Source organism: Promicromonospora sp. NPDC110617 (genome assembly GCF_055598465.1).
On sequence record NZ_JBVKBM010000005.1, the window covers coordinates 109,517 to 122,478 of the forward strand.

Sequence of the window (12,962 nt, forward strand, 5' to 3'; positions counted from 1 at the left end):
CAGTCGCTGCGCGAATTCTGCTCATACGTATGAGCAGCGACTCGCGGCGATGCGGAGGGTTGCTCTTACGTATGAGCGAGGACATTAGGGGCGAGGCGGGCGGGGTGTCAACACCCTCGTGGTGCGAGGTTCAGGGGAGCTCGCGAGCCTCGGGCGGCAGCTCGTCGTCGATCGCCGCGCGGACGAACTGGACCAGGGAGTGCTCCGGCCCGAGGGTGAAGCGCTTGGAGACCTTGAAGACCGGGTAGGCGGCGTACTGGGCACCCTGGACAACGGCGGTGCGCTGGTCGGCGTCGTAGGTCCAGCGTGCGTCGGTGCCGTGCTGCACGATCACCTCGCCCACGTACGCGCCCATGCCGAGGCTGAAACCCTTGTCGAGGTCGGCGGGAGACGCGGACTCCAGCAAGGTACCGATCAGAACCTCGAGGGCTGTGATCGACTCGACGGTGTAGTCGAAGAGGTCGGGGCTTCGGGAGTTGCGGACGAACTCGCCCGCGAAGCTCCGCGTGATGTCGGCGGCCTCGGCGTCCGTGGGCGGGCGGAGGTCGTCCGATTCCTTGGGCTTCTTGCGCCACAATGCCATGCGACCATCATGCCAGGCCGCGTATTCACAGCACATTCAGCGCGTTGATCGCCAGCTCACGAACGACATCCCATTCAGGGTCGTTCTGCAGGGAGTCCATGCTCCAGAAGTTTTCGAAGCCAGGCTGGCTCTTCGACATCAGGAATGCATCAAGAGCTGTAATCATTCCTTGCGCCCGTGGCAGGATCCAGCCGGACCTGACGAACTGTCCAGCCAGGAGTGCTCCGTCCTCAAGCTCGAGCGCGAGCTCGTCGACAAAGCCCGAGTCACCCGTCCCGATAGAGGACAGCCAGGCAATCTGCCGGTCCGCGGGCAGTGCCAGGATGGCGACGGCTCGCACCAGCCTCGCGAGTTCTGAAGGGTTGATGTCTGTCATCTAGAAGTTCTCACCGCTCCATCCGTGCCGTGACATCGTCGAACAGGTCCCCGGTCGCCTGCTGAGCGAGGTTGCGCCAGGCGCTGACCAAGGCTATCGAGATCGCCTCGCCGTGCGGCGACATGAAGGTGCATCGTCCGAGTTCACAGGGCTGGCCCCCTGCGTGGATCTGCGAAGGGCGGTCGATCAGCTCGGTCATCTGGGCACGCGTCAACCCGACGGTATGGTGGTTGCGCATCGGCCCTTCGTCCGGCTCGACCGGTGGTCCCGACATCCCGATCCGGCCGGACGCGAAGACCGTTGAGCTACTACCTGTCGAACCCTGTCCTGCCCCAGCAACGATGCTGGTCAGGCAGCTACGAGACCACTCCCGAGCCAGACGCGCTGACGAACGCTCCAAGGAGCAACATGGAATGAACAGCATGGTTTTTGAATTGCATTCGACCAAATTCAGTGGGACACATCACCGGATATTGAGTTTCACAGAACTGGGAAGAAACGAGTTCGGCCTTTGGGGGCGTTCGACCGACTCATCGCGCATCGAGTGGGGAACGGCGAGGTGTTCGGATTCGCCTTTCCAACACAGATCCTGGTCCCCTTCGACGGGTCGGGCTGGACGATTTCGTTCATCTCAAGACCCGGAGGCACGGAGAGGTCTATGGAAACATCTGCCTGCCGCCAAACTTCTTGTTGACGGAACGGTGGAGGCGGTCGACCTCGATCTCGATGTGGTGGGCACGCTCGGAAGTGTTTCGACAGTGGATTGGGAAGAGTTCGAAGAGAACCGGATGCTCATGGCCTATCCGCCTGGTGTCGAAGAATTTGCGCGGAGACAGGCCGATGGACTCCAAGCTCTGCTCGGTGCGGGTTCAGGAAGCCGACTGGCCAGAGCGGAGGCGGAGTGGCGGAGGCGCCGTGTTCGGACTGACCCTGACCTGCGCTGATTGACCAGCCCGGTACCCGGCCAGCACTATTGCGCCCGTGACCTCGTCGAACAGCCGCCGGGACCGGTTGCGTTCCCTCGCCGCCGAGACCGTCGACGCCGTGACGACCGGCTCCTACGTCGTCGACGGCCGGCGCGTCGACATCGCCGACCAGGTCGCCGCCGCCGTCGCCGGGACGCGGCTGTTCCTCCCGGAAACGCCGCTGGCGGACGTCACTGCTTGGTCCGGCACCACCACGGTCGAGGTGCGCGAGGAATCGAGCCTCGCGGCGGCGCGGCGGCTCGGCCCGGGCGCGGCGTGCCTGGTCTTCGCGTCCGCGCGCAACCCGGGCGGCGGGTTCCTCAACGGCGCCCAGGCCCAGGAGGAGGCGATCGCGCGCAGCTCGGCGCTCTACGCGACCCAGACCGTCGTGCCGGAGTTCTACGAGCACCACCGCCGTGAGACGTCCCTGCTCTACAGCGACCGGGTCATCCTCTCCCCCGACGTCCCGGTCATCCGGGACGACGACGGCGCCCTGCTCGCCGAGCCGTACCCGGTCACGTTCCTGACGGCTACGGCGCCGAACCGGGCCGCAGTCGAGCGCAACCAGCCCGCCGCGGTGGGCGAGGTCAGTGCCACGCTCGTCCGCCGTGCGGCGCGGGTGCTCGACGTGGCCGCCGCCCACGGCAGCCGGCGTCTCGTCCTCGGCGCGTGGGGCTGCGGGGTGTTCGGCAACGACCCAGTCGACGTCACGTCGGCGTTCGCCGAGGCGCTGGCGTCCCGGCCGTGGCTCGAGCATGTCGCCTTCGCGATCCTGGATCCGAGGCCTGGGCAGCCGGTGCTCAAAGCCTTCGAGCGGGCGCTGAAGGTGCCGACGGCCCAGACGTGAGTCCCGTGCGTACCTGGTCCTGGCCCAGATCCGGTAGCTACCCACCACCCGTCGCCTTCCCGATCGTGATCACGTCCGGCATCGCCAGCGAGCCCCACCGCTCGAGGTCCGGCTCGGTCCCGGTGAGCTCGGCGGCCAGCAGCGTCCACGCCGTCCCGTGACCGACCAGCACGACGTCGCGCCCAGGGTACTCCTCGACGACCTGCCGCACTGCGTCGACCACCCGCGACCGTGTCCGGCTGATCGGCTCCCAGCCCGGGCGGACCTCGGTGTGCGGGGTTGCGAACGCCTCGCGGATGACGTCCGCGAAGTCCGGCACCCACCCGGTGCCCGAGCGGTCTTGCTCCCGCAGGTCCTCCACCACTGGCACGTCCCGTCCGGTCAGCAGGAACGCCGTGCGCACGGCCTTCGGCTCAGGCGAGGTGTACCAGACGGCGTCGTCCGGCCATGGCGCCTGCGCCGCCAGGTCCCCCACCTGGTGCTCGTGCCCCGGGTCCAGGACCCATGTCGATGCCGGGACGGTCGGGTCAATGATCGGGCGGCCGTGCCGGACCAGGTAGAGCACCACCGCGCAAAGCTATGCGGCTTTCGCGGTTGAGCGGCCGACACCGTCCAGCGGTTCAGAACAGCTGCGGGTGCTGATCCCCCGGACCCAAGACACGTCTCAGGTCGGCGACGGCAGCGTTCGCATGGCCCAGCCACGCGGTGAACTTCTCCTGACCGGCTTCCGACCAGAGCTCACTCTCCTCGGAGCTGCTACCGAGCACACGTGGTACCTGCTCCAACAGCCACACGGCCTGATCGTCAGAGACTGTCCGCCGGGCAAGCTCGACCGTCACGCCCTCATCGACGGGCGGATCGCGCAGGCCGCGCCCGACGAGCACCAGCTCGGCCAGGACGAGGAGCGCAACGCCGGTCCCGTGATCAAGGTAGGCAGCCTCGGTGTCGACGACGAGTTTTTCGAAGGAGAACTGTCCTTCGACGATCTCGTACAGCAGGTCGCCCGCGCTGTCGTTGTCGAACGCTCCTGGTCCCCAAGCTCCCATGCTGACGGACGGTACCTGCCGCCTCCGACATTCCTCCGGTGACGAGAACGGTGAGTGCACGCTGTTGGCTCAGCCCTGCCGCAGCCGCATATCTCGTTGACCGTGGCGCCGCACCGCTGCCACGGTTCGTCCATGTCAGCCCTGCGGATTGAACCGGTGATCGAGGTCTTGGGCGACGACACGTTCGACCTGTGGCCCGCCGTCGGCCAAGGTGGTCACTGGTACCTCGCTCTGCACAGCGGGCTGCGCGACACCGAGGTCGGTACAGCTGTGCACCAGATCTTGCGCTGGTTCCACACCGACGAGAACGGCGATGAGGCACCGAGTCTCGACGTCTACCTCGGTTGGGCCCTGGGACCACACGTTCCGTACGACACGCAGCCGATAGCCATGGGCGGCTTGCGATTCACCGACACCTGCACCGGCGCTGCCATCCTGCCCGGCTGCTGCTATTCGCTCGACGAGCGCTTCGAGGTCCACGAGGTGCTCGACGGCGACCGCACTGGGTGCTGGCTCGGGCACAGCCCCACGGTCACGCTCACCCTGCGCGACGGCCTCGTCGAGATCGTCCAGGACGCCGAGGACCCAGCGAGCCCCGTTCTGCGGTTCTCTCCGCGTGAGGTGTATGGCGCTCTCGCCCGAGCCGAGGCCGACCTCGACGGCTTCCGCGAGAGGGTCGCCGCCTGGGCACGCATGCATGCGCCAAGGCACTCCGGCGCGCTAGCCGACGCCGTCGCTCGCGCGCTCGTCGCTGGCCCTCGCTGAACTGCGTCCGCGGGCGCCGCTGGTCCGGCAGCACTTCGACCGCGCCGTGCCAATCATCCTGTTCGGGTGACGTCGGCACCGCGTACTTCGGCGATGTTGGTTCCGAACCCGGCGGCGGGAAGCGCGGCGGGTAAGCAAGGAGAAGCGACATGAGCCAACCGACATCCCTCCCCCGGATCTTCCGTCGCCCCGTCGACAATGCCGAGTCGCGCGAGTCGTCGGCCCTGCTGGTCGGCGCGGGCGCCTTCGTGGTCGGGACCCTGGTGGGGCTCTTCGTGTTCCGCGACGGCGGCGTGCCGATCGCCGGCCGTGGCTCGATCGGCGACTTCGCCGCCCTCGGCGGAGCGCTCGTGGCCATCGTCGCGTTCCTCCTCGGCTGCGCCCTGCGGCGCACCCAGACCCGGCGCGAGTCCACGGACGACGACGCCCGCCCGCGCCTGCGCTGGTTCGACATCGCGGCGCTGTCGCTGGCGCACGCCGTCATCGCGCTGCTGGGCTGGATCGCCGCCGCGTCGGTCGTGAGCCGGAGCTTCGTCGGCGCGACGGCGTACTCGACGTCGGCCGCCTTGCTCGGCGGCGTCGCCCTCGCCGTGACGGCCTACCTGGTGTTCCTCTCCGCCGTGAACCTCACGCCGATGATGCTGTCCCTGGTCCTGGCGGTGTTCCTGACCGTGGGCGTCTTCGCCAGCATGCTCAGCGCCAGCGACCCGCTCTGGTGGCAGGAGAACCTCAGCGCCCTCGGGATGAACGACGACGTCTCCTCGCTCGCATTCAACCTGACGCTCGTCATCGCCGGCGCGATGGTCACGATCATCGCGAACTACGCGACCGCGTACCTCCCGCACGCCACGCCCCCGGAGGCGCGCGGACGACGCCGGGTGCGGCTGGCACTCGTGCTCATCGGCGTGCTGCTGGCATGCGTGGGGATCTTCCCCGTCGACGACTTCCTGGTCGCACACAACATCTCCGCCATGGGGATGGTGGTCATCTACGTCACGACGGTCGTGACCATGCGCCGGCTGCTCCCCTCGATGCCGCAGGTCTTCGTGCTGCTCGGCTACATCTACGTGGGCTGCATCGTGGTCCTGGCGGTCTTCTTCATCACCGGGTACTACAACCTGACGGCGGTCGAGCTGGTCGTCGCGGTGCTCATCTTCAGCTGGATCATCGTGTTCCTGCGCAACACCGGCGCGGTCGAGGCCACACCCGGAGGCGAGGACAGAACCGTCTACGGCCGGTCCGGCGTCGCGCCGTAGCGCAACCCGTCGTACAGGAGCCCGACGACCTGTGCGGCGTCGTCCTGCCAGCCCTCTGCCCGCATCCCGCAGATGCCGCCCAGGGCGCGCAGGACGATGCGCCCGCTGACCCCCGGACGCACGAGACCCGCCGCGACGCCTGCGGCGAGGAGCTCGTCCAGGGCTCGGATCATCTCGTGACGCGTCTCCTCGGACGCCGGCGAGTCGGTCGCCATGACGCTCTCCAGCACCTCGCCCATCCCCCTCCCCACTGCTGCGTGTTCCACGAGCAGCAGCAGGAACATCCGCAGCGCTTCGTCCGGTGCGTGCTGCGTGAGGAGCCGCGCGGGAGCGGCGCAGAGCTCGGCGACCTCCTGGCGGTACACCTCCGCGACGAGCACCTCGCGCGTCGCAAAGTGGCGGTACAACGTGCCGACGGCCACGCCCGCTCGGCGGGCGATGTCCTCGACATGGGCGTCGGCGTCGGCGAGGAACGCCTCCCGCGCCGCGGTCAGGAGCGCTTCGCGGTTGCGGCGGGCATCAGCGCGCAGCGGACGTGATGACGGCAAGGATCCTCCATAAGGTGAGTCAGGCTCAGGTTACGGTGTACTGTTTCCGGAGCCGGGTTCACCTTATCGAAGGAGCACAGCTGTGACGACCGACCCCTCAGAGACCTCCGGGCTGCGCGTGCTCGTGACCGGCGGCAGCCGCGGGCTGGGCGAGGCGACGGCCCGCCGCTTCGCCGCGGACGGCGCCACGGTGCTGGTGGCATCACGAACCGCACCCCCGGATGACCTGCCCGCCACTTTCATCCCGACCGACCTGCGGTCCGAGCGCGGAGTGGCGGACCTGGGCCGGCGGATCCTGGACAGCGTCGGAGGAGTGGACGTCCTGGTCAACAACGCCGGGGCGGCCTCCGCGCCGGCGCCGACCATCGAGCGGAGCGACGCGTCCTGGCTGGCCGACCTCGAGATGAATCTGCTCAGCGCGGTCCGTCTCGACCGCGCGCTGGTGCCCGGGATGATCGAGCGCGGCTCCGGCGTCGTGGTCCACGTGTCCGCCATCGCCAGCCACCTCCCCCAGCCCGCGGAAGCCTCGTACGCGGCAGCCAAGGCGGCGCTGAACACCTACAGCCGCGAGCTGGCGACAGCAGTGGGCGAGCACGGCGTCCGGGTGGTGTGCGTCGTGCCGGGCTTCGTCCTGACCGCGGGAGCGACCGACCATCTCCAGGGCATGGCCGACAGCCAGGGCGTCAGCTTCGACGACGTCGAGCGGCAGATCGTGGACCGCCTGAACCTGCCCATGGGGCGCCCCGGAGAACCGGAGGACGTCGCCGAGATGATCGCGTTCCTCGCCTCCCCGCGGGCCAAGTGGCTCACCGGCGCGCAGTTCCGGGTCGACGGCGGACTCATCCCCACGGTCTGAACCCCACACCGACACGCGATACCGAATCTGGATTCGAGGAGAGACAGCATGACCTTCAGCCTGACGTCGCTGGTACTGGACGCCGCAGACCTGGACGGCGAGAGCTCGTTCTGGCACGAGCTGCTCGGCGGTTCGATCAGCAGGACGCCGACCCATCACTTTCTGCGGGTCGACGACTTTCCCGTGGTCGTGATCCAGCACGCCCCGGGCCACGTTCCGCCGCAGTGGCCCGACGGCACCTCACAGCAGATGCACGTCGACCTCGCCACGGACGACCTGGCCGCCGCGGACGAGCGCGTGCTGGACGCCGGTGGCCGACGGCTGCGACCGACCGACGGCGTCGCCCCCGCCGAGCAGGGCTCCCGGGTGTACGCCAGTCCGGCCGGACACCCCTTCTGCCTCCGATCGAGCTGAGGCGACGGGCCCGGCAAACCGGGCAGCTCGCCGTGCGGCCCGCCGATTCCCGGGCACCATAAGGTTGTCGGCACGCTACCCCAGCACCCGCACGCACCACGGAGGACAGCGATGAGCATCGAGACCCCGCGTCACACCGCCACGGCGACCACCCACATCGCCGAGCCACCCGAGCGGGTCTGGGCCGAGCTCACGCACCCCGGGGCGCGGTGGATGCTGGGCGCCAACGTCGAGACGGACTACCGGCCGGGCAGCCCGATCACCTTCGAGGGCCACTTCTTCGGCCGGGTCTTCGCCGACAAGGGCACCGTCATCGCCGTCGACCGCCCGCGCCTGCTGCACTTCACGCACTTCGCGCCGCTCAGCGGGCTCGCGGACGTCGCCGAGAACTACCACGAGATCCGGATCGAGCTCACGCCCGACGACGGCGGCACCCGCGTCACCGTGATCCAGGAGAACATCGACACCGCGCAGCACGCGACCGCCTCCGAGGGGCACTGGAAGGACGCGCTCGCCACGCTGGCCCACCGCGACGACGGGTCCGGCCCGACCCATTGGTGAGCCCGACCCGCCCGCTCGGCACCTAGCCCGGCTGACCGATCCGGCGGACCGCCTCCAGCGGGTACGGCGTCTCCCGGCTCTCCCGCTGGAACGCACGGTAGAAGTCCCCGACCACCGCGGCGACCGGCGCATGCCGGAGCAGGGCCGCCGCGAGCGCTGTCGGGACTCCCTCCGGGGGTAGCCCCGCAGCGCACGCGCGGACAAACGCCCGGCGCTCCTCCGGCCGGAACCCGTACAGCGCGACGGCCAGCCAGTTCACCAGGTGCGTGGCGGCGTAGAACCGGTCGTAGTCCTGGTGCTCGTCGAAGAAGGCGGACTCGTCCGGGGTGAGCGCGAAGCGGTCGGAGATCGCGAGGCCGTAGTCGGCGAAGTAGAGCCGGTCGCCGTCGGTCAGGATGTTCTGGAAGTGGGCGTCGAAGTGCAGCAGCCCGCGAGCGTTCATGAACGCGATGCCGGCCCTCAGCTCGTCCTCCACCAGGGCGCAGGCCCGCTCGGCGGCCTCGTTTCCGGCCTTGATCTGGACGTCGAGCCAGTCGTGCAGGTTCTGCGGGATGTACTCCAGGAACAGCACGAGGCTCGCCGACGACTGCTGCAGGGCTTCGATCCGGTGGCGGATCTCGGGTCCGCCGCCCCAGTAGCCGACGGCGTGGTCCACGTCGGCGAGCTCGTCGGGGAGCGGGTGGCCGGCGTCCGGCAGCTCCCGCCAGTGGTACATCAGCGGGAACCCCCCGAACTCGCCGGCGAGCACCCAGTCCGTCGTCATGATCTGCGCGGCCAGCTCCCGCCAGGCGCCGAACCCCGGGCCACCGATGGCGCCGACGCCGTAGTGGCAGAAGGTCGGCAGCCCGAACAGGTTGGCCGTCGAGCCGACGTTCTCCGGACGCCGCTCGAGGTCGGTGAGCCGCACCTGCTTGACGAAGACCGGTGTGCCCTCGACGTCCAGCAGCACGGTGGCGCCGCCGATGCCGGAACCGATCGGCGTGCCGGCGTCGACGAGCTCGCGCAGCCTGCCGTCGCTGCACCCCGACAACGCCGTGGACACGGCGCCGTGGGCGGCCAGGCGGGCACCGTGAGACGGGTCAGGAGTCGTCAACTGCGCCGCCCTGCACGAGCACGGCGTATCCCGGGCCCATCGGCAGGTAGTCGGTGTCGAAGCCGGCGAGCGTCGGCGGCTCGCCGCCCTCGACGGCGGCGACGAGACGGTCCAGGTACCACTCCCAGCCCGGTCCCGTCTCGGGCAGCATCTTCGGGTCGAGCTCTCTCTGCCGCAGGGTCAGCGTGGTGCCGCCGTCGACCTCCGCGAGCTCGGCGCTGAGCCGCCAGTTCCCGAACTGGTCCTCGGCGCTCACCGCCAGCAGCCGCGGCGGCTCGCACGCGTCGACGCGGAACGGCGCCGGCGCACCGGGTTCGGCCTCCGCGTTCATGGTCACCAGCACGGTGCCGCTGGCCGGGTCGCCGGTCCAGGTGCCGAACCACCGGGCCAGGCGCTCCGACTCGGTGACGCTCGCCCACACGTCGTCGATCGGCACACCGAACCGGCGCACCAGCACCAGGGTCCGTCCGTCGTCCTCCAGGGTTCCGGTCAGGTTCATGCGCTCCGCTCCTTCGCGTTCGTTCCCGGGGTGGTGCCTGCGGCGGACGTTCCCCGACGGCGGTCCCGCGCGGCCCGGCGCACCTCGGTGCCGAGCGCGTCGAGGTTCGCGACGGAGACCGGCGCCCGGCGCGTGGTGAGCGCGGCCAGGAGCTCGCGCACCTCGGCGAGCGGTGCGGGATCGAGCGCGTAGCGCCGCTCGCGACCCTCGTCGGTCCCCCGCACCAACCCGGCGTCACTGAGCACCCGCAGGTGCCTGCTGATTGCCGGGCGCGACACCGCGTGCTCGGCCGCGAGGTCCACCACGCGCGCCGGACCGTCCGCGAGCCGCAGCAGCAGCTCGCGGCGGATCGGGTCGGCGATGGCCCCGAAGACGTCCATGCTCGAATGGTAACCGATTGGTTACCATTTCGCGCGAGGGATCAGTCGGTTGGGACCTCAGGAACGACGTCGGCCACCCGCACGTCGACGACAGCAGCCCCGCCCTCCGCGAACGCCTCGACGCCCACCGCACCCGGCTCCGGGAAGACCACCTCGCTCACCGCGACCTCGCCGTCGTTCGCCAGGACCTCCACGCTCATCGAGTCGGTCAGGACATCCAGCGTGATCGCGCCGTCGACCAGCCGGACGGGCACACGCCGGGGCGTCGCGAAGCCGTCGTGCGCCACGACGCCCGAGGCGGAGCGGTCGAGGACGAGCTCGCCCGCCGCCCGGTCGTAGCCGATGCGCGAGCCGCACGACTCCCCCACCAGCACCCGGATCCCCGCCAGCGACGCGGAACCCGGCACGATCCGGGCCCGCACCCGCTGCTGGAGGCCGGCACCCCGGCCGACGGCGACCACACCGGCGCCGTCACCGACGCTCGCCCCGTCACCACCCACGGCAACCCCCTCGGCCGCCACCACCTCGCGTTCGGCCCGCTCGATCTCCCGCGAGAACCGGCTCACCAGGCGCGGCACGCCGTCCACGGCACGGAGCGCGAGGTCGCGCGGCGCCGACATGATGCCCTGCCACGGCGAGGTCGGCGCCCGGAACGCCTGGCCCATCCAGCCGATCAGCACCCGGCGCCCGAGCGACGCACGGGCGTCCAGCCCCACGCCGCCCGGCTCGCCCGCCAACCCGTTGAACGACGCCGCCGCGTAGAGATCGGCGCCGTGGTCGACGCGCCCCGTGGGCACCGCGGCGTCCGCCACGAACCGCTCCCCGTCGAAGTCCCCGACCAGGTAGTGCTGCCCCGGCCCTCCGGTCGAGAGCACCAGCACCCAGCGCACGTCACCACCGGCGACACCGCCGTCGGCCCCCGAACCTTCCACCACCAGCGGGAACAGGTCCGGGCACTCCCACATCCCCGGCAGCCGCGGGTCGGTGAAGGTGCTCGTGGTGCGCCACCGCAGCAGGTCGTCCGAGACGTTCACGACCAGCCGGGAGGCGTCGGCGTCGACCGCGACCATGACCCAGTGCCCGCCCGCGGGCGGGCCGAACCAGAAGACCTTGGGGTCGCGGTAGTCGGTGCGGCCCCGGTCGTGCACCGGGTTGCCCGCGTACTTCTCCCAGGTGCGCCCGCCGTCGGTGCTGAACGCGACCGACTGTGCCTGGTTGCCCCCGTGCACCGGGTGGTCGCGGTACGCGCTGGTGTAGAGCGCGACGAGCGGCGCGGAACCAGCAGCACCCAGCCCCGACGTGTTCGCGGCGTCGACCACGGCGGAGCCCGAGAAGATCATCTCGTGCTCGGTCGCGGGGATGGCCACGGGATGCTCGGTCCAGGTCAGCAGGTCCGGCGACGTCGCGTGCCCCCAGGCGATGTCGCCCCACTCCGGGCCGCCCGGGTTGTGCTGGAAGAACAGGTGGTAGGTGCCGTCGTGGAAGAGCAGGCCGTTGGGGTCGTTCATCCAGTTCCGGGCCGGCGAGAAGTGCAGGCGCGGGCGGTAGGGCTCGGTGACGACGGGTTCGCTCGTGGGCATGGACGCTGAGGCTAATCAGCGTCCATGCGGGTCGTCAATAGGTATTTATCAGGGCCGCGCGGTCGACTCCCGGACCACCAGCGGGCAGTCGACCATCTCCGCGTGCGGCGTCCCGGCGGGATCCTTCATGAGCAGCTCGGCCGCCCGCAGACCCATCTCGCGGTGCGGCAGGCGCACCGTCGTCAGGGCCGGGTGGATCGCGTCGGCCAACGCCTCCTGGTCGTCGTAGCCGACGATGCTCACGTCGTCCGGCACCCGCAGGCCGCGCTCGTGCAGCGCGAGGAGGGCGCCGAGCGCCATCTGGTCGTTGCCGCAGATCAGGGCGGTCGGCCGCCCGGCGTCGAACAGCTCGTTGGTGATCCGGTAGCCCGAGCGGGAGCCGTAGTCACCGTGCCGGCGCACCACGCGGGCCAGGTCGACCGACGCCGCGCGCAGGGCGTCGTCCAGCCCCGCCTCCCGCTCGCCGGCCGCGAAGTCGTGCACCGGGCCGCCCAGGAACGCGATGTCGCGGTGCCCCAGGTCGAGCAGGTGGGCCGCGGCCCGCCGTCCACCCTCGCGGTCGTCCGGCAGCACGGTCCCCTCCCCCGTGCCGCCCGACTCCGGCCAGCACCCGACGAACAGCTCCCGCGTCTCGCCCAACGCGCGGTGCACGGTCACCGGGCCGGTGCCCGCGGAGGCGTGGACGATGCCGGTCACGCCGCGGTCCAGCAGGTCGGCCACGGCCTCGTCGCCGTCGTGCCCCTCGACGTCGATCACCATGCAGACGTGCCCGGCGGCCCGCGCCGCGCTCTGCATCCCGGCGAGCAGCGCACCGGCGAACGGGTGGGACGCGACGCCGTAGGACACCACGCCGAGCGTGGTCGAACGGTTCAGCCGCAGCTCCTGCGCGCGCCGGTTCAGCCGGTAGCCGAGCGACCGGGCCGCCTCCAGGATGCGCTCGCGCGTCTCGGCCGCCACCGGGATGTCGCGCCGGTCGTTCAGCACGAACGAGACGGTCGACTGCGAGACGCCCGCAGCACGGGCCACGTCGTTCATCGTCGGCCGCCCGGCCTTCGCCCTGGCCCCGCCGGCCTGGGCCGTCACCTCGGCCGCGCCCGCCCTCGGCCCTGCACCTGCCGCTTCCGTCATCGGTACCTCCCGCGTGCAGACTACCGCCGCACGATTCGGTCAATACCTATTGACGACGCCGCGAC

Annotated in this window: 18 protein-coding genes; 7 read left to right on the forward strand and 11 right to left on the reverse strand. The window is 70.5% G+C overall.

Features of this window, described 5'->3' with window-relative positions; translation table 11 throughout:
* Positions 1 to 130 precede the first annotated feature (130 nt).
* From ACZ7LE_RS24465 to ACZ7LE_RS24475, 3 genes are read right to left on the reverse strand one after another with little or no spacing between them, the layout of a single operon-like run.
* Complete coding sequence (locus ACZ7LE_RS24465) at positions 131 to 583, reverse strand: hypothetical protein (protein WP_470405821.1); 453 nt, start codon at positions 581 to 583, stop codon at positions 131 to 133.
* A 25-nt stretch (positions 584 to 608) separates the two neighbouring features.
* Positions 609 to 959: a hypothetical protein gene (locus tag ACZ7LE_RS24470; protein ID WP_470405822.1), complete on the reverse strand. Its 351-nt coding sequence runs from the start codon at positions 957 to 959 to the stop codon at positions 609 to 611.
* 10 nt (positions 960 to 969) lie between these two features.
* A complete protein-coding gene (locus ACZ7LE_RS24475; RefSeq protein WP_470405823.1) occupies positions 970 to 1,158 on the reverse strand; it encodes a hypothetical protein in 189 nt (62 codons plus the stop codon).
* A 223-nt stretch (positions 1,159 to 1,381) separates the two neighbouring features.
* Between ACZ7LE_RS24475 and ACZ7LE_RS24480 the strand changes: the two genes are divergently transcribed.
* Together ACZ7LE_RS24480 and ACZ7LE_RS24485 are read left to right on the forward strand one after the other, a co-directional pair.
* A complete protein-coding gene (locus tag ACZ7LE_RS24480) occupies positions 1,382 to 1,903 on the forward strand; it encodes a DUF402 domain-containing protein (protein ID WP_470406031.1) in 522 nt (173 codons plus the stop codon).
* 37 nt (positions 1,904 to 1,940) lie between these two features.
* Entirely contained in the window at positions 1,941 to 2,771 is an 831-nt protein-coding gene (locus ACZ7LE_RS24485; RefSeq protein WP_470405824.1) for a TIGR02452 family protein, read from the forward strand.
* Positions 2,772 to 2,808: 37 nt separating this feature from the next.
* On the opposite strand, the gene ACZ7LE_RS24490 is transcribed toward ACZ7LE_RS24485, so the two are convergent.
* Positions 2,809 to 3,339 carry a histidine phosphatase family protein gene (locus ACZ7LE_RS24490; RefSeq protein WP_470405825.1) on the reverse strand — a complete coding sequence of 177 codons (531 nt, stop codon included), beginning with the start codon at positions 3,337 to 3,339 and terminating at the stop codon, positions 2,809 to 2,811.
* Between the two features lie 52 nt (positions 3,340 to 3,391).
* Positions 3,392 to 3,817, reverse strand: a complete 426-nt coding sequence (locus tag ACZ7LE_RS24495; protein WP_470405826.1) for a DUF4259 domain-containing protein — start codon at positions 3,815 to 3,817, stop codon at positions 3,392 to 3,394.
* 132 nt (positions 3,818 to 3,949) lie between these two features.
* Here ACZ7LE_RS24495 and ACZ7LE_RS24500 point away from each other — a divergent pair, with 132 nt between their 5' ends.
* Together ACZ7LE_RS24500 and ACZ7LE_RS24505 are read left to right on the forward strand one after the other, a co-directional pair.
* Positions 3,950 to 4,582 carry a hypothetical protein gene (locus tag ACZ7LE_RS24500; RefSeq protein ID WP_470405827.1) on the forward strand — a complete coding sequence of 211 codons (633 nt, stop codon included), beginning with the start codon at positions 3,950 to 3,952 and terminating at the stop codon, positions 4,580 to 4,582.
* A gap of 149 nt (positions 4,583 to 4,731) precedes the next feature.
* The gene (locus ACZ7LE_RS24505) at positions 4,732 to 5,838 is read left to right on the forward strand and encodes a DUF998 domain-containing protein (RefSeq protein ID WP_470405828.1); all 1,107 of its coding nucleotides are present in this window, start codon (positions 4,732 to 4,734) and stop codon (positions 5,836 to 5,838) included.
* On the opposite strand, the gene ACZ7LE_RS24510 is transcribed toward ACZ7LE_RS24505, so the two are convergent.
* On the reverse strand, positions 5,811 to 6,386 hold the full coding sequence (locus tag ACZ7LE_RS24510) for a TetR/AcrR family transcriptional regulator (protein WP_470405829.1): 576 nt from the start codon (positions 6,384 to 6,386) through the stop codon (positions 5,811 to 5,813). The two genes, ACZ7LE_RS24505 and ACZ7LE_RS24510, sit on opposite strands and share 28 nt — an antisense overlap.
* Positions 6,387 to 6,468: 82 nt before the next feature.
* On the opposite strand from ACZ7LE_RS24510, the gene ACZ7LE_RS24515 reads away from it, so the two are divergent.
* The 3 genes from ACZ7LE_RS24515 to ACZ7LE_RS24525 all read left to right on the forward strand — a co-directional run bounded on the left by ACZ7LE_RS24515 (position 6,469) and on the right by ACZ7LE_RS24525 (position 8,217).
* Positions 6,469 to 7,242, forward strand: coding sequence for an oxidoreductase (locus tag ACZ7LE_RS24515; protein ID WP_470405830.1), 774 nt, complete (start codon positions 6,469 to 6,471; stop codon positions 7,240 to 7,242).
* Positions 7,243 to 7,290: 48 nt separating this feature from the next.
* On the forward strand, positions 7,291 to 7,656 hold the full coding sequence (locus ACZ7LE_RS24520; RefSeq protein WP_470405831.1) for a VOC family protein: 366 nt from the start codon (positions 7,291 to 7,293) through the stop codon (positions 7,654 to 7,656).
* A 111-nt stretch (positions 7,657 to 7,767) separates the two neighbouring features.
* On the forward strand, positions 7,768 to 8,217 hold the full coding sequence (locus ACZ7LE_RS24525; protein ID WP_470405832.1) for an SRPBCC family protein: 450 nt from the start codon (positions 7,768 to 7,770) through the stop codon (positions 8,215 to 8,217).
* 22 nt (positions 8,218 to 8,239) lie between these two features.
* Here ACZ7LE_RS24525 and ACZ7LE_RS24530 read toward each other — a convergent pair whose 3' ends face one another.
* From ACZ7LE_RS24530 to ACZ7LE_RS24550, 5 genes are read right to left on the reverse strand one after another with little or no spacing between them, the layout of a single operon-like run.
* A complete protein-coding gene (locus ACZ7LE_RS24530) occupies positions 8,240 to 9,310 on the reverse strand; it encodes a protein kinase family protein (protein WP_470405833.1) in 1,071 nt (356 codons plus the stop codon).
* A complete protein-coding gene (locus tag ACZ7LE_RS24535) occupies positions 9,297 to 9,809 on the reverse strand; it encodes an SRPBCC family protein (protein WP_470405834.1) in 513 nt (170 codons plus the stop codon). Before ACZ7LE_RS24535 ends, ACZ7LE_RS24530 begins: the two co-directional genes overlap by 14 nt.
* On the reverse strand, positions 9,806 to 10,189 hold the full coding sequence (locus tag ACZ7LE_RS24540) for an ArsR/SmtB family transcription factor (protein ID WP_470405835.1): 384 nt from the start codon (positions 10,187 to 10,189) through the stop codon (positions 9,806 to 9,808). The genes ACZ7LE_RS24535 and ACZ7LE_RS24540 overlap by 4 nt, the downstream gene beginning before the upstream one ends.
* A gap of 41 nt (positions 10,190 to 10,230) precedes the next feature.
* Positions 10,231 to 11,769 (reverse strand): glycoside hydrolase family 32 protein, encoded by a 1,539-nt coding sequence (locus ACZ7LE_RS24545; protein ID WP_470405836.1) that lies wholly within the window; start codon positions 11,767 to 11,769, stop codon positions 10,231 to 10,233.
* A gap of 48 nt (positions 11,770 to 11,817) precedes the next feature.
* Complete coding sequence (locus ACZ7LE_RS24550; RefSeq protein ID WP_470405837.1) at positions 11,818 to 12,897, reverse strand: LacI family DNA-binding transcriptional regulator; 1,080 nt, start codon at positions 12,895 to 12,897, stop codon at positions 11,818 to 11,820.
* Positions 12,898 to 12,962 lie beyond the last annotated feature (65 nt).

What these genes read in the sequence shown, in the direction of transcription:
- ACZ7LE_RS24465 (WP_470405821.1), bottom strand. Translation starts at nt 583, where the DNA reads ATGGCATTGTGGCGCAAGAAGCCCAAGGAATCGGACGACCTCCGCCCG.
- ACZ7LE_RS24470 (WP_470405822.1), bottom strand. Translation starts at nt 959, where the DNA reads ATGACAGACATCAACCCTTCAGAACTCGCGAGGCTGGTGCGAGCCGTC.
- ACZ7LE_RS24475 (WP_470405823.1), bottom strand. Translation starts at nt 1,158, where the DNA reads ATGACCGAGCTGATCGACCGCCCTTCGCAGATCCACGCAGGGGGCCAG.
- ACZ7LE_RS24480 (WP_470406031.1), top strand. Translation starts at nt 1,382, where the DNA reads ATGGTTTTTGAATTGCATTCGACCAAATTCAGTGGGACACATCACCGG.
- ACZ7LE_RS24495 (WP_470405826.1), bottom strand. Translation starts at nt 3,817, where the DNA reads ATGGGAGCTTGGGGACCAGGAGCGTTCGACAACGACAGCGCGGGCGAC.
- ACZ7LE_RS24500 (WP_470405827.1), top strand. Translation starts at nt 3,950, where the DNA reads ATGTCAGCCCTGCGGATTGAACCGGTGATCGAGGTCTTGGGCGACGAC.
- ACZ7LE_RS24505 (WP_470405828.1), top strand. Translation starts at nt 4,732, where the DNA reads ATGAGCCAACCGACATCCCTCCCCCGGATCTTCCGTCGCCCCGTCGAC.
- ACZ7LE_RS24520 (WP_470405831.1), top strand. Translation starts at nt 7,291, where the DNA reads ATGACCTTCAGCCTGACGTCGCTGGTACTGGACGCCGCAGACCTGGAC.
- ACZ7LE_RS24525 (WP_470405832.1), top strand. Translation starts at nt 7,768, where the DNA reads ATGAGCATCGAGACCCCGCGTCACACCGCCACGGCGACCACCCACATC.
- ACZ7LE_RS24535 (WP_470405834.1), bottom strand. Translation starts at nt 9,809, where the DNA reads ATGAACCTGACCGGAACCCTGGAGGACGACGGACGGACCCTGGTGCTG.
- ACZ7LE_RS24540 (WP_470405835.1), bottom strand. Translation starts at nt 10,189, where the DNA reads ATGGACGTCTTCGGGGCCATCGCCGACCCGATCCGCCGCGAGCTGCTG.
- ACZ7LE_RS24545 (WP_470405836.1), bottom strand. Translation starts at nt 11,769, where the DNA reads ATGCCCACGAGCGAACCCGTCGTCACCGAGCCCTACCGCCCGCGCCTG.
- ACZ7LE_RS24550 (WP_470405837.1), bottom strand. Translation starts at nt 12,897, where the DNA reads ATGACGGAAGCGGCAGGTGCAGGGCCGAGGGCGGGCGCGGCCGAGGTG.